Annotated in this window: 15 protein-coding genes, 1 tRNA gene and 5 pseudogenes; 3 read left to right on the top strand and 18 right to left on the bottom strand. The window is 37.7% G+C overall.

Annotated features, from left to right (window positions below; translation table 11 throughout):
• Nucleotides 1-66: 66 nt before the first annotated feature.
• The 3 genes from ACLV7W_RS02555 to ACLV7W_RS02545 all read right to left on the bottom strand — a co-directional run bounded on the left by ACLV7W_RS02555 (nucleotide 67) and on the right by ACLV7W_RS02545 (nucleotide 5,069).
• A complete protein-coding gene (locus tag ACLV7W_RS02555) occupies nucleotides 67-2,082 on the bottom strand; it encodes an FtsX-like permease family protein (protein WP_411865387.1) in 2,016 nt (671 codons plus the stop codon).
• A gap of 12 nt (nucleotides 2,083-2,094) precedes the next feature.
• Nucleotides 2,095-2,829, bottom strand: a complete 735-nt coding sequence (locus ACLV7W_RS02550) for an ABC transporter ATP-binding protein (RefSeq protein ID WP_050489878.1) — start codon at nucleotides 2,827-2,829, stop codon at nucleotides 2,095-2,097.
• A gap of 891 nt (nucleotides 2,830-3,720) precedes the next feature.
• Nucleotides 3,721-5,069, bottom strand: a protein-coding gene (locus tag ACLV7W_RS02545; RefSeq protein WP_411865386.1) for an IS3 family transposase whose coding sequence is annotated in 2 segments (ribosomal slippage) — nucleotides 3,721-4,628 and nucleotides 4,628-5,069 — 1,350 coding nt in all. Because the reading frame shifts where the segments join, the coding sequence is not laid out codon by codon here.
• Nucleotides 5,070-5,266: 197 nt separating this feature from the next.
• On the opposite strand from ACLV7W_RS02545, the gene ACLV7W_RS02540 reads away from it, so the two are divergent.
• Together ACLV7W_RS02540 and ACLV7W_RS02535 are read left to right on the top strand one after the other, a co-directional pair.
• A complete protein-coding gene (locus ACLV7W_RS02540) occupies nucleotides 5,267-6,175 on the top strand; it encodes a LysR family transcriptional regulator (RefSeq protein ID WP_001222592.1) in 909 nt (302 codons plus the stop codon).
• Nucleotides 6,176-6,226: 51 nt separating this feature from the next.
• On the top strand, nucleotides 6,227-7,924 hold the full coding sequence (locus ACLV7W_RS02535) for an N-acetylmuramoyl-L-alanine amidase (RefSeq protein WP_411865385.1): 1,698 nt from the start codon (nucleotides 6,227-6,229) through the stop codon (nucleotides 7,922-7,924).
• Nucleotides 7,925-7,996: 72 nt separating this feature from the next.
• Here the strand turns inward: ACLV7W_RS02535 and ACLV7W_RS02530 are convergent.
• Nucleotides 7,997-9,523: pseudogene (locus tag ACLV7W_RS02530) on the bottom strand (IS1182 family transposase).
• A gap of 34 nt (nucleotides 9,524-9,557) precedes the next feature.
• A pseudogene (locus tag ACLV7W_RS02525) lies at nucleotides 9,558-11,065 on the bottom strand (IS1182 family transposase).
• Nucleotides 11,066-11,556: 491 nt separating this feature from the next.
• Here ACLV7W_RS02525 and ACLV7W_RS02520 point away from each other — a divergent pair.
• Nucleotides 11,557-12,907: pseudogene (locus tag ACLV7W_RS02520) on the top strand (IS3 family transposase).
• A gap of 136 nt (nucleotides 12,908-13,043) precedes the next feature.
• Here ACLV7W_RS02520 and ACLV7W_RS02515 read toward each other — a convergent pair.
• The 13 genes and pseudogenes from ACLV7W_RS02515 to ACLV7W_RS02455 form a co-directional block, all read right to left on the bottom strand.
• The gene (locus tag ACLV7W_RS02515) at nucleotides 13,044-13,325 is read right to left on the bottom strand and encodes a transposase (protein WP_411865384.1); all 282 of its coding nucleotides are present in this window, start codon (nucleotides 13,323-13,325) and stop codon (nucleotides 13,044-13,046) included.
• Entirely contained in the window at nucleotides 13,288-13,605 is a 318-nt protein-coding gene (locus ACLV7W_RS02510; protein WP_228112226.1) for a hypothetical protein, read from the bottom strand. Before ACLV7W_RS02510 ends, ACLV7W_RS02515 begins: the two co-directional genes overlap by 38 nt.
• Nucleotides 13,547-14,050, bottom strand: a complete 504-nt coding sequence (locus ACLV7W_RS02505; RefSeq protein WP_228112225.1) for an IS110 family transposase — start codon at nucleotides 14,048-14,050, stop codon at nucleotides 13,547-13,549. The genes ACLV7W_RS02510 and ACLV7W_RS02505 overlap by 59 nt, the downstream gene beginning before the upstream one ends.
• A 200-nt stretch (nucleotides 14,051-14,250) precedes the next feature.
• Nucleotides 14,251-14,580 carry a hypothetical protein gene (locus ACLV7W_RS02500; protein ID WP_153210153.1) on the bottom strand — a complete coding sequence of 110 codons (330 nt, stop codon included), beginning with the start codon at nucleotides 14,578-14,580 and terminating at the stop codon, nucleotides 14,251-14,253.
• Between the two features lie 251 nt (nucleotides 14,581-14,831).
• A pseudogene (locus tag ACLV7W_RS02495) lies at nucleotides 14,832-15,728 on the bottom strand (DUF6287 domain-containing protein).
• A gap of 197 nt (nucleotides 15,729-15,925) precedes the next feature.
• Nucleotides 15,926-15,998, bottom strand: a tRNA-Thr gene (locus tag ACLV7W_RS02490).
• A gap of 47 nt (nucleotides 15,999-16,045) precedes the next feature.
• Nucleotides 16,046-16,243: a GNAT family N-acetyltransferase gene (locus ACLV7W_RS02485; RefSeq protein WP_411865383.1), complete on the bottom strand. Its 198-nt coding sequence runs from the start codon at nucleotides 16,241-16,243 to the stop codon at nucleotides 16,046-16,048.
• The gene (locus ACLV7W_RS02480; RefSeq protein WP_411865930.1) at nucleotides 16,228-16,506 is read right to left on the bottom strand and encodes a GNAT family acetyltransferase; all 279 of its coding nucleotides are present in this window, start codon (nucleotides 16,504-16,506) and stop codon (nucleotides 16,228-16,230) included. The genes ACLV7W_RS02485 and ACLV7W_RS02480 overlap by 16 nt, the downstream gene beginning before the upstream one ends.
• 38 nt (nucleotides 16,507-16,544) lie before the next feature.
• A complete protein-coding gene (locus tag ACLV7W_RS02475) occupies nucleotides 16,545-17,330 on the bottom strand; it encodes an ABC transporter permease (protein WP_265481946.1) in 786 nt (261 codons plus the stop codon).
• Nucleotide 17,331: 1 nt separating this feature from the next.
• Nucleotides 17,332-18,150: an ABC transporter permease gene (locus ACLV7W_RS02470; RefSeq protein ID WP_411865382.1), complete on the bottom strand. Its 819-nt coding sequence runs from the start codon at nucleotides 18,148-18,150 to the stop codon at nucleotides 17,332-17,334.
• A gap of 1 nt (nucleotide 18,151) precedes the next feature.
• Nucleotides 18,152-19,144 (bottom strand): ABC transporter ATP-binding protein, encoded by a 993-nt coding sequence (locus tag ACLV7W_RS02465; RefSeq protein ID WP_411865381.1) that lies wholly within the window; start codon nucleotides 19,142-19,144, stop codon nucleotides 18,152-18,154.
• Between the two features lie 420 nt (nucleotides 19,145-19,564).
• Entirely contained in the window at nucleotides 19,565-20,110 is a 546-nt protein-coding gene (locus ACLV7W_RS02460) for a histidine phosphatase family protein (protein ID WP_411865380.1), read from the bottom strand.
• Nucleotides 20,111-20,160: 50 nt separating this feature from the next.
• A pseudogene (locus ACLV7W_RS02455) lies at nucleotides 20,161-21,093 on the bottom strand (alpha/beta fold hydrolase).
• Nucleotides 21,094-21,097: the final 4 nt, after the last annotated feature.

The raw sequence follows: 21,097 nt of genomic DNA, 5'->3' as shown, positions 1-21,097 counted from the left end.
TGAACTACTTTAATATCATTATAACACAATACCAGAATTGTCGGATAGGCAACTCTGGTATTTGACTTAAGTTTCAATAATTTGCCAACTTACTCTGTAAGTTACTAGCAAGTAAAGAACAAAGAGTAAAACCGCTACTCCCAGATAGGTGATATCAATAGAAATGCTGGTATTAGCGAAATTCTCAAAATAGCCCAAAAGAGCGGTACTCAAGGCAAATGCTAGCGGACCTGCGATGACCAGCGGAACCAAGAAATAACTTAGAATCTGTTGCAAAAGAATAAAGCGATTTTGCTTTCTCTTGTTCCCAAGAAGGTATAAGATTTGATAATCATTAACACTATCCAAAGCACTTGTAGAAGTTTGAAGAGACAAGATACTGAGGGAAATAATGATAAAAATAACACTGACAAAAATCATGACAAAGACAATGACGCCCATAAATCCAAGATAAATCTCAAAAATTCTTCCTTTCGTTTGATAGACGAACGAATTCAACTCTTCTCCATCACGAGTGAAGTAGTATTTTTCAATCCACTGACTCAAGAATGTTTCTACTTCCCGTTTGTCTATATTTTCCTTGAAATTGGCAACATAGGTCGTGTGGTCTTCCGTCAATCCAACTACTACCTTATCTGGTACAATCAAGGTTCCTGAGTCATTTGTAGTTACTGAAGATAAAAAGTAAACTGTTTCAAGTGGCTTTGAAGAGGCAAGGTTGAGAGAATGACCGTTAATCATGAAGGTTTTGGTCGTTGATAGAAAGTCCTGGATCTGCTTGGCAGTTCCTTTATAATTGGCATTGACTAGAAATTGGTCTTCTGCCAAGTCAACCGCTTTTTTCCCTTGCAGTTTGCGGAGATGATTGTAGGCAGAAATTCCTAAAATCGGTACTTTTGATTCAGGAAGTTTCTTATCATGCTCCCAGAGATTACTAGTATCAATCAAATCTTTATAAGTTAAATCACTAGAATAGATAGGACAGCTGTACTCCTCTTTGATGAGGTTAAAGTCAAAGCCATCGGCTTTCAATCTGTCTTTGACAGATTCCTGAGAAAATTGAAACTCTTTACCACGGTAGAGATTGACAGTTACATCATAAGGTGAGTATTTGTTCAGCTCTCGGTTCATAGTCGTATAGGAACTACCACTAAAAACTAGTAAGCTGAGAGCCAGTGTCAAGGTCAAGGATAAGACAGCCAACGTAACCGAATTACTATCAGCTTGTTTTGAAAATTGACGGATTTTAAAAGTGTTTAGTTTGTTATAGTAGGTTTGAGGCAGTTTTCTAAGGGAGACCAAGATAAAATGGCTCAAGGTATTGTAAAATAAAATCACAAAAATCACGAAGACAGATACCAGCAAGATACCCCAGCTTTTCAAGAATGATAGATGGTGATAGTCTGAAAAATAGAGAGCACCAAAACCGATAACAGCTGTCGAAAGAATAAAGAGAAGTGCTTGAAGAACTGGCTTGCCTTTTGCAAAGACAGATTTTTTGACCCCATTTTCTTGAATGAGTGCAATGATATTTTGCTTTCTAAAAGTGATAATGTCCATGACACCGACAATGAAACTAGTCACTAGGTAGGAATAAACTAGTAAGATGACAGACTTGCTATCAAAAAAAAGCAGACTACCAAAGTAATTGGCCATGAAAAACTCAGATGCAATCTTAGCTAGAATGACCAGTAAGATCACTCCAAGCAAGAAACCTAGAATCAAGGAAAAGATATTGACCAGCATGGTTTCAAAGAACAGGGTACGAATAATATGCCTCTTCTTCATTCCCAGCGTTGCATAAAGTCCCAGCTCTTTCTTGCGCCGTCCCAGCACAAAATTTGTGGAGTAAACAATAAGAAAGGCAATTGCTGATAGAATCAAATAGGAAAGCAAGCCCATGTACTGACTCATCACCTTCGTCAGCATTTCCTTTGCCCCTGATAAACTTTGCATCACTGGATGGCTTGGTAAAGCATTAAAAGCATAGAGCAAGCTATAAATCAAGGTTAGACTGAAAAAGTAGATGGTGTAAGTCTGTAAATTTCGAAATACATTTCGTAAAATTAATTTTGGATACATACTCTCTTCCTCCTATCTGGTACGGCTGTAAATCTCTTGCAAATACTGTTCATTAGATAAGCTGTTACGTTCCAAATCATCCATAATCTTTCCATCGCTAAGTAGCACCATCCGTGAAGAGTACTTGGCTGCGGCAGGGTCATGCGTAACCAGTAAAATGGTAATACCAAAACTTTTATTGATTTCTTGCAAAAGCGCCATCAGTTTCTCAGAATTGGCAGAGTCCAAGGCTCCTGTCGGCTCATCTGCGATAATCAGTTTAGAATCATCAATCAAGGCTCTAGCAGTTGCCACACGTTGTCGCTGACCACCTGATAACTGATTAGGAAACTTATCTTTTAAGTTTTGGATGGCCAACTTATCCAAAATTTCCTCAATCTTATCCTGATGTTTTTTGATATTTTTCCCCTGAATTTGAAGAGGTAGAACAATATTTTCATAAACTGTCAAGGTTTCCACCAAGTTGTAAGCTTGGAAAATATAGGAAATGTTTTTAGCACGATAGTCAGCTAGTTCATTTTCCTTGGCATGGATGATGTCAAAATCTTCAAATCGAATCTCACCTGATGTTGGTTTATCAATCGTTGAAATACAATTGAGGAGTGTTGTTTTTCCACTACCACTGGCCCCCATAATTGCCAGAAATTCACCTTTTTCAACGGACAGGTTCACATCTGATAAAGCATGAACGATATTATCCCCTTGACCAAATGTTTTCGTTAATCCTGTCACAATAAGCTGTTTCATCATTTCATTCCTCCGTTTCTTTATTACTCTCTCATTATACGGTTCCTTTCAATGTTTGGCATGAGTATTTTGTGCAATATATTCAAGTAATAAAAAAACCGATGCCTTTTTCAGGTATCGGTCGATGTTGATTATTTGCGATCGTTTCTTTTTTTCATAAAGTAAACAATCCCTATGACAACAACTCCTATGGCCAGTACAGGTGCATAGAATTCTAGTGTTCCAATAATTCCTTCCATTTTATCCTCCTGTCAAAAAATAGAGAGTTTTATCCACAGCGCACGTTTGACGAAATACATTCATAAGAATATGTAAATCACCAACCACCGCGCCCCTGTGCTGTTAATCTAACAGCCGTACGCCACCCAGCAGCAGATTTACCATCCAATTCTTAGCTATTAATTTCCATAATCCAAAGAATCAATCTCAAAGTTGTCTTGTTTTATTTGTCTTTCTCCCCGTAAATATAACACCAAATCAAAATGTTGTCAATGTTTTGTAATAAAACACTAGAATTTTCCTTTTGTTTTATCTAACAGCGAACATTATTTCTCGTACACTCATAGAAATAGGTGAAACACAATCCACAGAGACCTGCTAGTGTCATTTTAAAAGCTGTGTACCACTAGCTTCTGATTGCCCGGAAAGTTCTTGGTTTTCAACCTCGAAACTTAAAGAATCAATCTCTGAACGATTTATATTTTTAGCCATAAGGTTGCCTCCTTCCTTCTTTTAGATGATCATCTTTACAGTAACTAGTATAAACTCTAGTATTGGATAAGTAATGAGTAAATCGTGCAAGTTTCTTATTTTCGAGGAAAATTTTTATAGTTCTCAATTAAAAAACAGCTGAACAATCTTGTACTGACCCCAAAAAGTTAGACAATTAATTTATCCGAAGGATTTAGTTCTGTATTGTACAGGGCTAAGTCCTTTTAGTTTTACCTTAATTCGTTTATTGTTGTAGTAATCAATATAGTCTACAATGGCTTGTTCCAATTGCTTAAGCGACTGAAATGACTTCTCATAACCGTAAAACATTTCCGATTTCAGAATCCCAAAGAAGGACTCCATCATACCATTGTCTGGACTGTTCCCCTTACGTGACATGGATGCTTGAATTCCCTTACTCTCTAGGAACCGATGATAAGAATCGTGTTGGTATTGCCAACCTTGGTCACTATGGAGAATCGTATTCTTATAGTGTTTATCTGTGAATGCCTGTTCCAACATCGTTTTTACTTGTTCTAAGTTGGGTGAAGTTGAAAGATTATAGGCGATAATTTCGCTATTAAAGCCATCTAAAACTGGTGATAAGTAAAGCTTTTGAGTACTTGCTGGAATGGCAAATTCTGTCACATCTGTGTAGCACTTTTCCATTGTTTTAGAGCCTTCAAATTGACGTTGAATGAGATTCTCTGCCTTCTTACCAACGTCTCCTTTATGAGAAGAATATTTTCGTTTCTGTCGCATTTTAGCTTGTAAATTGAGTACTTTCATCAAGCGTTGAACTCTTTTATGATTTACCAGATAACCACGATTTCTTAGTTCTAAATGAATCCGACGATAACCATAATTTCCCTTGTGTTCGATAAAAATGGATTGAATTTCAGCTTTAAGCTCTTGGTCCTTATCTGGTTTCTCTAGCTGTTTCAAGTGATAGTAGTAGGTCGAACGAGCTAGTTTAATGGCTTTTAGAAGAATATCTAACGAAAACTCAGTCATTAATTCTTGAACAATTTCTGTCTTTCTTCTTTCTCTTTTTCCTCCTTCAATCGGAGTTCTCTTAACTTTTTTAGGATAGCATTCTCCGCTCTCAGGTACTCATTTTCTGCTTGAAGACGTTCTAATTCTGTCCTCTCTTCAGGTCTCTTTTTTGGCTTACGTCCCATTTTAGGTACTCTCCCTCTTGTTTTCTCAACAATAGTATACCCGTTTTTCTTGTATTGTGCTAGCCAATTAAGAAGTATCGTACGACTTGGGAGGCCATATTCAAGAGAAACTCTATCTTTAGTCCAGCCTTCATGTAAGACTTTATGAATCATTTCTTGTTTTAAATCAGGAGAATAGTAACGATTTTTTCCTTTTTTGACGAATTCTATTCCGTAACGATCAATCAATTTAATCATATACCTAATATTAGAATTGTTTATCCCAAATTTATTTGAAAGCTTCTCTAAGCTATATCCTTGTTTTCTAAGTTCATAGATCTGAACTTTATCATCATAAGTTAATTTCATGATAAAAACACCCCAAAAGTTAGATTTTTTCTGTCTAACTTTTGGGGGGCAGTTCATCTCTTACTCAGCTACTTTTTTACACTATTTCTTAAATTATTTAGAATTTTCTTCTTAGTTACTTTACAGAGACCCACACACTCCCCCTGATTTTCCTATCTTCTTTGGCGATTCTGAAGCAAGTGTGGTACAATAAAAACATGAGAATTCAACAATTACATTATATTATCAAAATCGTCGAAACTGGCTCCATGAATGAGGCAGCCAAGCAACTCTTTATCACCCAACCCAGTCTTTCCAATGCTGTGAGAGATTTGGAAAATGAAATGGGGATTGAAATCTTTATCCGCAATCCCAAGGGTATCACCTTGACCCGTGATGGCATGGAGTTTCTCTCTTATGCCCGTCAGGTTGTCGAGCAGACCCAGCTTTTGGAGGAACGTTATAAAAATCCTGTCGCCCACCGCGAACTCTTTAGCGTTTCGTCTCAACACTATGCCTTTGTGGTCAATGCCTTTGTCTCTTTGCTCAAGAAAAGCGATATGGAGAAATACGAGCTCTTCCTTCGTGAAACTCGTACTTGGGAGATTATCGACGACGTCAAGAACTTCCGTAGTGAGGTCGGTGTTCTATTTTTAAACAGCTACAACCGTGATGTTTTAACGAAAATGCTGGATGACAACCACCTGCTGGCTCACCATCTCTTCACAGCCCAGCCCCATATCTTTGTCAGCAAGACCAACCCTCTGGCAAAGAAAGACAAGGTTAAATTGTCTGATTTAGAAAACTTCCCTTACCTCAGCTATGACCAAGGGACGCACAACTCCTTCTACTTCTCTGAGGAGATTCTTTCTCAAGAGCATCACAAGAAATCCATTGTGGTTAGTGACCGTGCCACCCTCTTTAATCTCTTGATTGGTCTGGACGGATACACGATTGCGACAGGGATTTTGAACAGCAACCTCAACGGAGACAATATCGTTTCTATCCCACTGGACATTGATGACCCAATTGAGCTGGTCTATATCCAGCATGAAAAAACCAGCCTGTCTAAGATGGGCGAACGCTTTATCGACTATCTACTAGAAGAAGTCCAGTTTGATAGTTGAGAAATCAGCAAAATTTTATTATAATAAGCAAAAAAACAAAAGGAGATAAATATGAAAAAAGTTATACTTGCTAGTGTTGTTGCCCTATCTATTTTAGGGTACTCTCAAGTAACGGTCCAGGCTCAAGAAAATAAAGCAGAGGGAGTACGAGAAAATGTAATAATTCCTCACTCAAGTACTTCAAAAATCGAAAACCAAGAAAAATCGAAAGAGAAGGTTGAAAAAACAGACAATTCTTCTAAAATTGATAATAAAGAAGAAAAAACAGAGGACAAAACTCCCGCCGCAGAAGAGAAAAAAGCGGAAGTAAAAAAAGAAGAAAAAAAAGTTGAAAAAGTCAAAGAAGGTTGGCAGGAAGAAAATAATAACTGGCGATTTTATGAACATAATAAACCTGTTATCAACTGGAAAAAAATCCAAGGAAAGTGGTACTACTTCAACAAAGATGGACATCGACTAAGCAATACAACCTTTGATGGGTATGTTTTCAATAAAGATGGAGTGATGGCTGAAAACGGTTGGAACTTTATCAATGGAAAATGGTACTTCGCTAATTCTTCTGGAAAAATTTCTCAGAATAAATGGGAAAAAATTAATGGTTCTTGGTATTACTTCGACAAAGATGGAATCATGCTTAGTAATACAACCATTAACAGCTACTTGCTTACAAATAGTGGAGCAATGGCCGAAAACAAATGGGTTCTCATTGATAAGCATTGGTACTTCGCTAATTCTTCTGGAAAAATTTCTCAGAATAAATGGGAAAAAATTAATGATATTTGGTACTATTTTGACAAAACCGGTATTATGTCTAGTAACCAATGGCAAGGTAATTATTATTTAAAATCAAGTGGAGCCATGGCTGATAATGAATGGATATTTGACAAAAATTATAATAGCTGGTTCTTTTTGAAGCGTGGTGGAATGTATGCATCAAAAGAATGGATTGGAGCTTACTATCTCAAATCTGGTGGTTATATGGCTAAGAATGAGTGGATATTTGATAAGTACTATAATTCTTGGTATTATCTAAAAGAAGACGGACAATATGTCACTAATATTTATAAAATATCCGGAAAAGATCATATCTTTAAAAATGATGGTAGATGGGTTAGTGAAGTTCCTGAGGGGTTTGTAAAAGGCCAATACAGTAAAACCATCTTTTTAGACCCCGGACATGGGGGAAGAGACTCAGGTGCATACTATTACAATGTCGCTGAAAAAGACCTCAACATGCAGGTATATCGTAAATTACGCAAAAAGTTAGAAGAACTTGGTTACAAAGTTCTTACTTCACGTGATAGTGATATTGACGTAGATTTTATTACAGAACGTTCTCGTATGGTTAACAAGACTAACTCTGACATCTTTATTAGTATTCACTTCAATGCGACTGGTAGTGCATACTCAAAATCTAGTGGAATTCAAACCTATTCCTACAGCGATGAACCTGATTATCCAAGTAAAATCAACCCATACTGGCATAACCATCCTGACCGTATGAGTGAGAGCAAGCGTCTTGCAGCCACTATCCACTCTTCATTGTTAGCTGAAACTGGTGCTAAAGATGCTGGCTTATTGGAAAGTAGCTTTGCAGTTCTTCGAGAAACTGCTAAACCAGCCGTCCTCCTAGAGCTAGGTTATATGGATAATTTCGCTGAGAATCAACAGATTCGAGATAGCCACTATCAAGATAAGCTTGTAGCAGGTATCGTGAAAGGAATTCAAAAATATTACGCTGGTAAGTAAAAAAGGGCCTGAGACAAAATAGTTCTCAGCCACAAAAAAGCTAGATATTTCCAATTGCGGAACTCTAGCTTTTTAATTTTGAGTCGTTCTCTTATTGTATTTGAGGAGGTTATTGGCCATAAGTACCAATCCCATGTCAATTCTCACTTGACGCTTCCCTCTCAGATTACATCTCTTGTAACCCAAACAAGCCTTGATCTACCCAAAGACAGGTTCCACATCAATCTTGCGTTGAGCGAAAATCTGTCTACCTTCGGGAGATAAAAGCGCCTGACATTCTTTAGCTTTCAAGTTTTGATAGCGTTCGTTCATATACAGTCCCTTTTGAGGGGCTGATTCAGGTTCATCAGCGTAGTAAACCTTGATTTCCTGTTGAAAGTCCGTCTGTGTTTTCTGATGTTTGATATGGTGAAAACGATAATACCAGCTATCAGGATGTGTGTAGCTATCCTCCTTGTCATCATAGTGCCAATTCGCTAAGTTTCTAGCTGACTGTTTATACCCTCTCTTCTGTTCCTTGTCAAACATGGCATATTTAATCAGATGGTTCACCCCCTTTTCATCTAAACGAAGGAGGTTCTCTTCACTTCCATATCCAGCATCTGCAACAACTGTCTTCAAGTCATGCGGATAGGTTTCAAGGAATGGCAGAAGAGTCTTGGTGTCTGTCGGATTTGAGAAGACATCATAGTGAAGAACAAATTGGTTTTCAGTAGCGATTTGAAGATTATAAGCAGCCTTGAGTTGGCCATTTTTCATATAATCTTCTTTCATTCGCATAAAAGTGTCATCTGGATCGGTTTTGGAAAAGCTGTTGCGCCCTTCAAATGTCTCTTGATACTTCTTATACTTTTCAGCACGTACTGAAAAATCCTCCTTGACTTTACGCAAGACTTCCTTGAGTTTACGACGCGGGGTTTTACGTTCATCCTTCCCTTTAACGGGTGTCTCCTCAATGTCCTGGTTCAATTTTTTCAATTCTTCTTCAAGGACTTGAGCGAATGCAAGCAACTGCTCTGAGGAGGTAGGCTCTTGTGTATCCAGTTCGATAGCTTGATAGATAAGGGGAGTGATTTCTTCTTGAAAATAGTTCTGTATCTGTTCTTGCAGTTTGGCGGAGAATTTCTCTGTCGCTTTCTTCCACACAAAACTATACTTGTTGGCATTGGCTTCAATCTTAGTCCCGTCAATAAACAGACAATCTAAGGTCACTAACTCTTCCATTTTTAAACGAAGATTGAGGTCCATGAAAAGATTACGTATGAGTTCTTCCATCCCTTCAGCGACTCGAAAACGATTGATGGTGCGGTAGCTGACAACCAACGGTCCTGTTAGGTACTGCATAGCGAGGTTTTCAATCATCATTTTTTCGATTTTTCGTCCAGAGAAAATCCCTTGTGAATAGGCAAATAGAAGAGTAGCTATAAGCATTTTAGGGTGATAAGACAGGCGACCAAAGGCATGATAGAAGGCATGGAAGTGACAATCCTCCAAGGTATTCACCACTTTTTCAATAGTAAAGACGAGATGGTCTTGTGGTAAGAAAGAACTGATTTCTAGTGGTAAAGTTGTTTGATTTTTGTTATAGTGAATATGCATGGGATGGCCTTTCTAAATGGTTTATTAAGCAATTCTATTTTACCAAGACTATCGTAACCATGCAAAAAAGCAACGGCAAATCCGTTGTTTCAGATTGAAGACAAACATCGTTTTAATGTTTGTCTTTTTTATATCTTCAGCGTTACTATTCTCAAAATAGGCTAAAATCTTTATCAAAATAGTTTTCAGAGAAAAATAAAAAGGCTTCCCCGCCATCACTTTTACCAATTTTTTGATATTCAGGCACGCCAAAGTAAGTCCAACTTTTGCCTTCATTTTGGACTTACCCACTTCTCTTGTATAACGTAGATTGTGGTATTCTTTGGCTGTGCCAAAAAGCCGCTCCACCGATTCTTTACGTTTCTGGTAAAGTTCCTTACTTCCCTTTTGATGCCGAATCTCCTCACAAATTTCTAAATAATCCCTCCAAATATGGCGAGTAAGGATTCTCTGTTTCTTTTTACTTTCTGTGCAACTGGATAACAGAGGACAATTTGCGCAAATCTTAGGATCTCTTTTATATTTACGATAGCCATCGCGCTTTGTTGTAGAGTAAGCTAACACGTGATTTTCAGGGCAAAGGTAACAGTCATAGTGTTCATCATAGATAAAGTCCTTAGGGCTAAGTTTTCCTTACTTTCCACGAGGGCGAGTATAAGGGAATACAAGTGTAATATTTTGGTCAAGGAGGAATTTTGCAATACTTGGAGTCTTATAGCCAGCATCGGCAATAAGGTAGTCAGATTGAAATCTCTTCAACTGTTCAAAAAGTGCAAGAAAAGCCTGACTGTCATGCACATTGCCAGCATCGATACTATAAGCTAGTGCCCATCCATGCTTATCGCACCCTACTTGGGCATTGTAGGCGAACACTTCCTTATTCTCTCCCTTGTGAAACCAACCACTTTCAGGGTCTGTAGTAGAAGTCTTCTTCGGCTCAGCCTCGCTTTCTTTTGCAGGCTCGAACGACTTTTTTCCGTGCTTTTTCCGATCTAAGTCAATCTCAACTTCCAGTTGCTTACTCATAAACTTAGCTTGCTTGTCTAGAACTTGATGAGTATATTTGTGGTTATTAGCTGCGGCCTTGATATGAGTCCCATCAATAAAAACCTCAGTCGGGTCAATCAAACCTTGTCCCCATACAATGGATAGAACATAATGAAAAATTTCCTCTATTACTTCCTTATCTTGAAAACGACGATTGTAATTTTTGCCATAAGTGGTAAAATGAGGAACCTTATCGTTTAAGCTCAAACCCAGAAACCAGCGATAGGCGGTATTGACCTCAATGTCCTTGATAGTTTGGCGCATGGAACGGATACCGTAGAAACATTGGATGAGAGGGATTTTAACCAGCATAACAGGGTCTAAACTAGGACGCCCTTTATCCTCAGAATAAGTATCTGCGACCAAGTCATAGATGAAGGAAAAATCGATAACTTGCTCAACTTGACGAAGAAAATGGTCTTGCGGAACGAGTTCGTCTAGCGTGTAAAAACCAACTTGATTGTGGTTGTAGTCTAGATTTTCTTTGTGAAACATAGGGAATACCTCACAACTTTTCTTACATCTATTATACGACTTTACACAAAGAAAAGCCCTTAGAAACTTGTAGTCTAAGGACTTTGTCTCCAAAAAAGAGTCTGGGACAAAAGTCTAACCTTAGATATAAAAAGCGAACAAAACGAGTTATCTGACACTCAGAATTCTGTCTTGTTCGCTTTTTTGTCGAATCAATCGATTTTAAAATTTATAATAAAGAATTCCGAAAATCAAAATCTTTTTGTCCCAGCCTCTTTTTTTGGAGATAAGGGACTATTGTCCCAACCTCCTTTATTTGAAAAAAGACAGTAAAAAGCTCAAAAAATCATTTCCTGTGCTATACTGTAATTGAAATTTTTTTAGTTTTGGCGTTAGAACTGTTTCCTCAGTCCTAGCGCCTTTTCTTTTTGATAAGTCTGCTTGGTGGAGAGTAGTTGAACTGCCCCCCAAAAGTTAGACAGAAAAAATCTAACTTTTGGGGTGTTTTTATTATGAAATTAACTTATGATGATAAAGTTCAGATCTATGAACTTAGAAAACAAGGATATAGCTTAGAGAAGCTTTCAAATAAATTTGGGATAAACAATTCTAATATTAGGTATATGATTAAATTGATTGATCGTTACGGAATAGAATTCGTCAAAAAAGGAAAAAATCGTTACTATTCTCCTGATTTAAAACAAGAAATGATTCATAAAGTCTTACATGAAGGCTGGACTAAAGATAGAGTTTCTCTTGAATATGGCCTCCCAAGTCGTACGATACTTCTTAATTGGCTAGCACAATACAAGAAAAACGGGTATACTATTGTTGAGAAAACAAGAGGGAGAGTACCTAAAATGGGACGTAAGCCAAAAAAGAGACCTGAAGAGAGGACAGAATTAGAACGTCTTCAAGCAGAAAATGAGTACCTGAGAGAGCGGAGAATGCAATCCTAAAAAAGTTGAGAGAACTCCGATTGAAGGAGGAAAAAGAGAAAGAAGAAAGACAGAAATTGTTCAAGAATTAATGACTGAGTTTTCGTTAGATATTCTTCTAAAAGCCATTAAACTAGCTCGTTCGACCTACTACTATCACTTGAAACAGCTAGAGAAACCAGATAAGGACCAAGAGCTTAAAGCTGAAATTCAATCCATTTTTATCGAACACAAGGGAAATTATGGTTATCGTCGGATTCATTTAGAACTAAGAAATCGTGGTTATCTGGTAAATCATAAAAGAGTTCAACGCTTGATGAAAGTACTCAATTTACAAGCTAAAATGCGACAGAAACGAAAATATTCTTCTCATAAAGGAGACGTTGGTAAGAAGGCAGAGAATCTCATTCAACGTCAATTTGAAGGCTCTAAAACAATGGAAAAGTGCTACACAGATGTGACAGAATTTGCCATTCCAGCAAGTACTCAAAAGCTTTACTTATCACCAGTTTTAGATGGCTTTAATAGCGAAATTATCGCCTATAATCTTTCAACTTCACCCAACTTAGAACAAGTAAAAACAATGTTGGAACAGGCATTCACAGAGAAGCACTACGAGAATACGATTCTCCATAGTGACCAAGGCTGGCAATATCAACACGATTCTTATCATCAGTTTCTAGAGGATAAGGGAATTCAAGCATCCATGTCACGTAAAGGTAACAGCCCAGACAATGGTATGATGGAGTCCTTCTTTGGGATTCTGAAATCGGAAATGTTTTACGGTTATGAGAAGTCGTTTCAGTCGCTTAAGCAATTGGAACAAGCCATTGTAGACTATATTGATTACTACAACAATAAACGAATTAAGGTAAAACTAAAAGGACTTAGCCCTGTACAATACAGAACTAAATCCTTCGGATAAATTAATTGTCTAACTTTTTGGGGGCAGTACAAGTTTGTAAATGATTCTGAGAATCTTATGAGCACAAGCAATAATCGCCTTCCTCTTGCTTCCTCTTTGGGAAATTCGATTGTAAAAAGAAGAAAAAGCTGGATCCTTAGATAGAATGTGCTGCAATTAATCCCGACAGGGTCAAAGCCTGTTTGATATAGCGATTTCCTTGCGTGATGTGTGAGGATTTTTTAATGCCAGCACTTTCATAAGACCCTGGACAGAGCCCAGCCCATGATGCTAAGTGTGCATTGGATGGAAAGGTCGTAACAGTTGGCCCAATCTCAGCTAGAATAGTGGCAGCACAGTTTTCATTCACACCTGGAATGGTTTGAAGTATCCTATTTTCCTCAGGGAAACTCCTTTTCGATGTAGTGTTGAATCTCATCGGTCAATTTTTCAATGAGTTCCTGATACATCTGACACTCCTCTAAGCTCTGGCCTAAGAGGAAGCGGTCTTCTAGTGACAACTTTCCTTCCATCGCTTCCACGAGTTCTTCTGGACTTGCTTTCACTCGCTTCTGGATACAAGAGATAACAGATTCTACATTAATTGCTTCTCCGTTAATGAATAATTTTAAAAGTGCTTGCCCCGTCTTAGAAAAAATATCAGAAAGATAACTGCTTAGCTTGATATTGGCCCCGTTGTAAGAGATTGTGAATTTCATTTTTGACTTGAGTTTGACGCTGCTTGTAAGAACGCATGCGACGTGTCAGTAAACGAAGCTGTACCACTTCAGGTGCTGGAATATAGGAAGGTTCAATCAGTCCGCAACGGCCGAGTTGAGCAATCCATTCAGCGTCCTTCATGTCTGTTTTTCGACCAGGCACATTCTTGATATGTTGAGGATTGGCAAGTACTAAGACGAAATCAGAATCTGAAAAGATAGTAAAGAGAGGGAGCCAATATTGCCCAGTACTTTCAAAAAAGACATGTGTGATATGGTTTTTCACCACCCAATCTAAGGCATTGCGAAGAGCTACTGTAGTTGTCCCAAATTTCTTCTGAATTTTCTTTGGTTTATTGGTATCTAGTGGACAGTCTAGAATACAACAAACAATGGATTTTTGGTGGACATCAATACCACAACACGTTTCAATCATGACTTCCATTATAAAAACCTCCTGTTAACTATTTGAACAATAGAACAAGAGGCTACTAGTAAGATATTTTCATGCTCAAGGCATATTCGAATTAGCTCACGACTCTTGTTCATCCAGTTTTTTATACAGGCTAGGAAAAGCCCTATTAAACACCACGGTTTGGTATTGTTCGCCTTCAGTATAGGCTAAACTTCTTTTTCTGTCATGAGTTAGCAGAATCTGCCTGCTTGGAGTTTTTTATCTTTATCAGGAAAGATAAATCCAATACCAATGCAAGCTAGAACACCTGCTCCAATTACCAAACCACTTGAAATTGGCAAAAGGTTCAAAATTGCATTTGCGATGATAAAGGCAATAATCAAACACATCAGACTAGCCTTGTAATCTTTTTTTAAAAAATTCTCTAGAGTGAAAAAGAGGAACAAGCCTATCGGAATGAGTGACCAGAGGTTGACATCCAAACTTGACCATCCAACAGAACCAAAATACAAAACCAAAGCTGAAACTAGCAAGAATCCAATACCTAATAATTTTTTCATTTTTATCTCCAATTTCTTTTTTAGGAACTTGAGTTATCTGATATCGACCCTTCACGTCCCTTACAAAAATCATTATAGCAGAGGTCAGTTTCAAGAACAAGTTCTTTTGCCTATCTGGTCTCTATATCAGTCTAAGTGGTTGAAGTGTTAAGATAAAAGAAAAGAAGCCCTAATGAGCTTCTTCATTCTAGCGATTGTAACAGTATTTCTGAACTAAAACAATCGAAAGTTAGATTCTAAACTAGTTTTTTCTAGTTCGTATTTTTCTTTTCCTTAGATTCTAGAGAAGTTTTGATTGCTTCGCGTTCAGCCTGTAGTTGAGCTAAATGCTTCTCCTCTTCCTCAAGTTTACTAGTATCTGGTTTTACACGATAATAAACATCTTCTGGTCTCGACAACATCGCTTCATACTGCTGTCCTGCAAACAGTCTCTCCTCGTCATGATTGCTTTTATCTGTCAGTTTTCCATCATCACCAGGTTTCATGACAACTCCACTTGGTACAGCAACTACCACAAATCCTCCAGCGACAGAATCTTTTACCCATGCACTGAGGTAGGTTGTATCAGTGTTACGACGTTCTTGATCTTTTGACCCTTTTAGTTCTATAATATATTCAAATTTTTGACCATCTCTATAACTAGTTGCATACATTTCACCAGACTCATTAATGACATATTCATTGCCCGACGGTGTACGCCATGTACCTTTCAAACTTGATAAATCATTATTTCTTAATGCTTCAATATCCAGTTTCGGAACTGCAGTTTCTTCTTTTAGCTTGCTAACAAGTGCTTCTGCTTCAGTAATCTTGGTGTCTAAATCAGTCAGTTGATCCTTGAGTTTCTGGATTTTCTCTTGCTTATCTTTATCAATCTCATCTGTTTTTCCTTGGCTTGTAGATGTTTGACTTGTTGACTATTTAGTTGAAGTTACAGACGATGCTGGACTTGACTCTTTATTTGCCTTATTAGATGAGAATAAGAAGATACTTGCTAGGATTGCAACAACCAAAAGACTAAGAGAAATACCAATATAGACTTTTATCTTGAGAGCCTTCCCAACAATTGTAGTTGGAGAGAATCCCTTCGCTACATTTGAAACAGTTGTTTTAGGACCATTTTTCTCTTCAAAGTATTTCTTATTCATGTTATTGCTCCTATTTTTCATTTATCTTAGATAAATTTAAGAGTTTTTTCTAGCATAAGTGAATGGTTTCAAGTTCAAAAAATAATATAAAAAGTTATCATAATTAAAGACTGCTATCAAACTCTTTTTTGAACTTAATTAAAATAGATTATATATATTTATAAAAAAGAAACCCATTAGAATGAGTTCCTTCACTTTGCCGATTGCAGGGATTGAACCTGTGACCTAGGCTTTACGAGTGCCTTGCTCTACCAACTGAGCTAAATCGGCGATTACACTTACAGTATAGCACTATAAGAAAGGATATCAAGGGATTCTTAATCTATCTTTTTAATCAAAATCTGACAAGGATTTTGAGGCCCCCAAAGTTGTGGAAAAATCTCTAATTTTTTAAAGCCAAGACTGCGATAAAAGACATTTGTTCGATCATAATCTTTATTAGAGCCTTCTGCTACTGTTTTCACTTGTAAATAATCAACGTTTTTGCGTGCTTCACTTTCTAAAGCAGCAAGCAATTGACTCCCAATCCCTCTACCTTGATGAGCTTTTTTACACCGAGACAATCAATCTCTGCACAATCTTTACTGGAATAGGACAAGCTCACAAAGCCAAGTAAATTACTCTCCTGAAAGGCGGTCCACACTTGCAAGTCCTTGGCTCCTTCGATGTAAGCTTGCGTGCTTTCTGGTATTCCAAACCATTCTGGCAAATCCTTTAAAATCTTAGCGACAACTGCCATTTTTTGATCTTCATACTTGACTTCTTTAATTACAAACATCATAAGTTCCTTTCTTGATTTTAGTCCTACTTTACCTCTTACGAACCTGCACTTTCGTAGGAATCCAAGCCCTTGTCCCAGAGTTTCAAGGAAATACCTAAGAAGACTAGGGAAATCAAAATCAAACCTCCGATGTTAAAGAAGACATCCTTGTCCTGCAAGAAATAACTAGCAGGATAGTAGGCCGTAAAGGCAAAAGGCACTATAAAGCTAATCAACCAACGAAGAGCTGAATTATAAATTGAAATGGGATACTTGGCAAAATCATTAAACATATAGAAAATGTAAATCATGGCACCTGACTGCTTGGTCCAAAAAGCGATACTAGCTGTCGCGATTTTCAAGGAAGTATAAATCAAGGTCGCAAAAGGAATACAAACTAGGAAAAGCAGGAATTTTGGAAGCGTCCAAGCAATGCTGGTCACTGTTGTTCCCAGTAAAATTCCACCAACCAAAAGTTCACCCAAGGCATCAATCTGAAAGGTCTCAACTAGGATGTGAAAGAGAGGATTGATAGGACGAGTCAGATACTTGTCAAACTCGCCTTTTCTCACTAAGCGTTGCCCTAGCGCCCAGAGATTGTCAAAAAAGAGATGATCCAATCCCTTGGGAATCAAAGAAAATCCATAGATAAAGGCAATCTCTTGAAAAGTCCAACCTTCTAGTGATGGAATGTGTTGAAAAATGACATTGAGAAATAAGAGGTTCAAGCCTTGAGTTAGAAAAACTCCCAGGACACCAACCACAAAATCAACCTTGTATTCCATGATTTGTTTGATATATTGTCTGATAAAAATCAGATGCATACGCTGATATTTTTTCATACTAACCTCCTTGAATGGTAATAAAGGACTGGACTCGTTTCCAAATCAACTGAGACAAGCCCACCATCACTAAGAGCCAGAAAAACTGCAAAGCGAGCGCCTGAAGAATCTGATTGGCATCGTATTTCCCAACGATAATCATGACCGGAGTGTAAATCAAGGATGAAAAAGGCAAGAAGGACAGAATATCTGAAACAACCTTGGGAAAGAAAGCCAAGGGAATCAAACTTCCAGACATAAAAGCCACTATGGAAGTCTTGAGTAGATTAGAACCCCATAGATTTTTAAAGACAAAGGCTGAAAAACCAAAGCAGATATTAAAGAAAAAATTAATCAGATAGGCCAGCGTTAAGCTAAAAAGATAAAGGACAGTTAATCCCAGTACTTCTATACCCCCTTTCCCAGATAAGATTTTCATCAAAACAATGACACTTAAAAATGGAAGGCCAACAGAGATAAAAATCAACCACTTGGATCCGAGTTCCGTAAAGAGGTAAGAAGCCGCAAAATGAACTGGTCTCAACAAGCGCATGATAATGGAGCCATCCTTGACCTCTTCCCCAATCATAAAGGAGCTATCAGACCTAGTCAGAAGATTTGTCACAAAACTCATGATGATATAGAGAGTAATATCTGCCATACTGAAGCCCTGAATCAAGGACTCTTGCGAAGAATCAAATACAGCCTTCCAGAGATAAAAAGCCACAAAAGCACCCATGACATCGCCGATCCGATAGAGAATAAAGTTGACTCGATAGGTAATCAATTCCTGAACACCTGCATTTATAAAGGGTTTATAACGTCTCCACAATTTGGCCATCTTAGAGCTCCTTTCGGTAGAAGCGACGTATAATGTCCTCGATATCCGTATCCATCATCTTCAAGTCGCGGATTTCAAAATCAGACAGGGTTTGCTTGATAATGTCAGCTGACTGGTAGCGGGAACTATCAAATTCAATGTTGAGGATATTCCCCTGTCTATCAATGGCCATATCAGGCAGGCCTTCATAGTGAGAAGCGAGATGACTTTGACCTGGTAGCAGTTCAAAGGAGAGAGTCTTCATCTTGCCAAAGGTCTCCTTGAGTTGGCTCACCGTTCCATCAAAAATCTCCTGCCCCTTATCAATCATAAAGATCCGATCACAGAGTTGCTCAATATCGCTCAGGTCATGAGTTGTCAAGAGAATGGTTGTTTCTTCCTCTTGATTGATTTGGGTGATAGCTCGACGAATATTGTCCTTGACCGAAACGTCCAAACCAATGGTCGGTTCATCTAAAAAGAGAACTTTAGGATTGTGAAGCAAGGAAGCTGCAATATCCGCCCGCATCCGTTGTCCCAGCGAAAGAGTTCTCACAGGATCCTTGATAAAGTCCTTCAAATCCAAGACTTCATTCAAAAAGTCCATGCGCTTATGAAAGAGCGAGTCTGGCACATCATAAATCTCTTTTAAAACCGTGTAGGTCTCTTGCAGGGCCAAATCCCACCATAGCTGGGTGCGTTGTCCAAAAACAACCCCAATATCCTTGACATAATCTTGACGATTGTCCTGCGGAATTTTGCCGTTAATCCGACAAAAACCAGATGTCGGTTTCAAAATCCCTGTCAGCATTTTAATGGTTGTCGATTTTCCAGCACCATTTGCCCCAATAAAGCCTAGAATCTGTCCCTTTGGTACCTCAAAGGTCAAATCCTTGACCGCTTCAAAGGTCTGCTTTTCAGGACGAATAAAGGAGCGCAATGCCCCCTTCAAACCTGGTTCCTTGACAGTCTTCACAAAATTTTTCTGAAGATGTTCCACTTCTATCATTGCCATAAATTTCTCCCTATGGTAAGGAATAGCAACATTGTATTTTTGACTACAAATATTCTAAATCCTTACTTTTACTCCTTCTACATATTATTACAGAAGGCTTTATACCAACCTATTATAGTCCAATAAAAAATGGAATGCAAGCGTTTGCCTACAGATTATAAAATTAGAAATTTCTCTCTTAAAATGGTATTTTTATACTCAATGAAAATCAAAGAGCAAACTAGGAAGCTAGCCGTAGGCAGTACTTGAGTACGGCAAGGCGAAGCTGATGTGGTTTGAATTTGATTTTCGAAGAGTATTAGTCCAAAATTCTGGTTTAATAGTTTCCTTAAAACACTAAAAAACCTGCCCGATGGGCAGGTTACGAATTGTAAAAAGCAAACTATTTTGATCAATATGATTCACTATTTAATCAAAGAGCTAATCTTTCATAATTCTTTTCACAATCCCATTTCTATCAATTAGAAAACAATCTGGAAAGGTCATTTGCTCCCATTTTTCATAATCAAAACTGGAATCAAAGTGTTTTAGTAGTATTCCTATCAAATTCCCGTGTGAACTAAGTAAAATCGTTTTTTCTGAGTATCTCTCTTCCAATTCCATTAAAAAATTTAGTACTCTAGCTAGTGCGTCTTGATTTGATTCCCCTTCTGAAAGAGATTCACTAGGATTTTGCCATAAATATTTAATACTGTCTTCAAACTCAGAATCTTTTATAAAGGTTGAAGATAATTTTCGCTCTCGTAACCGATTATCAAGAACTATTTTATCAAATTGAATTGGCGAGCTATTAATCGTTTCAAATGCTCGTTTATAAGGACTAGAAAAATAATAATCAATATTAAAAGAATTCAAAAACTCTAACTGGTCAAGAGATAAAAATCCTTTTTCTGACAAAGTTCTATTAAAATCATCACTTGAAAATCTTGAATGAGCATGTCTAAGTAAAATATAAGAATTATTCATAAGTCATTCCTTTCAATTATTATCATCAGTCTAAAATGATTTCTAACCCCTCAATGACTCTTTAAAAAATCTAAAATCTGAGAAACAACTTCATGACTTTGATAATGATAAAGTTCGTGAGGCGCATCCATATAGATGACTTGAACATTAGACTGGTCACTAGAAAATTTCTCTGCATAATGCTGCCATTCTAATTGTCTAAAGGTCGTGCCTTCACCGTTAGACACCAGTAATAAGGTGGGAATTTTCGGATTAATGCTAGATGGAACTTTCTTGGCATTTTCCTTTGCCAAACGGGATTCATGAAGCATGGCTTGTCACATCAACTGCTTATATGCTAGTAATTTATATTGTTGTCGTTCAGTTTCAGTCAGAGTTGGATTTTTTATATAAAAGGACTCAGGGAAATAGCGTAATAAGCCAATCTTACTGCTCCAATAGGCCACAGTAAGCAAGGCCTGATTGTCCTTTAAATTCTCATAACTAGCTGGCAGTGCCCAATCTAACCCAACCAAGGTTTTCACTTCATCAGGATATTTTTCCTGCCAAGCTAAACTCTCAAGACTAGCCATGGAATGAGATAAAATGATAAAAGGACCTTTGACGTTTGCTTGTGAAAGAGCTTGACGCGTCTCAGACAAAACCTCTATCACATCTCTTGAATGATTGCTATCATCACTATAACCATACCCTGCTCTCTCCACGATGACTACCTTATACCGTTTCGATAAGGATTCCGATACTTCTTTAAAGTCCAATATAGGAGAAGCAATACCAGCACCTGAGAGAACTACTATAGTCTCAGGACCATTCCCTTCAACGTAAACATTTATTTGATGTCCATAGACGAGAACTTGTTGTCCCATAGGTGTCAGTGAGGCTTGTTCTTTTTCCAAACTGATACGGTGAAAGATGAATGTAGCCGCTAGAAACAAAAGAATGAAACTAAGAAAGGCAAGACTACATTGTTTTAGTTTTTTCATAGCA

This window comes from Streptococcus mitis (genome assembly GCF_965111735.1).
GTDB lineage: Bacteria > Bacillota > Bacilli > Lactobacillales > Streptococcaceae > Streptococcus > Streptococcus mitis_DR.
Note: the sequence above shows the minus strand (reverse complement) of the source record. Positions and strands in the feature narration are given on the sequence as shown.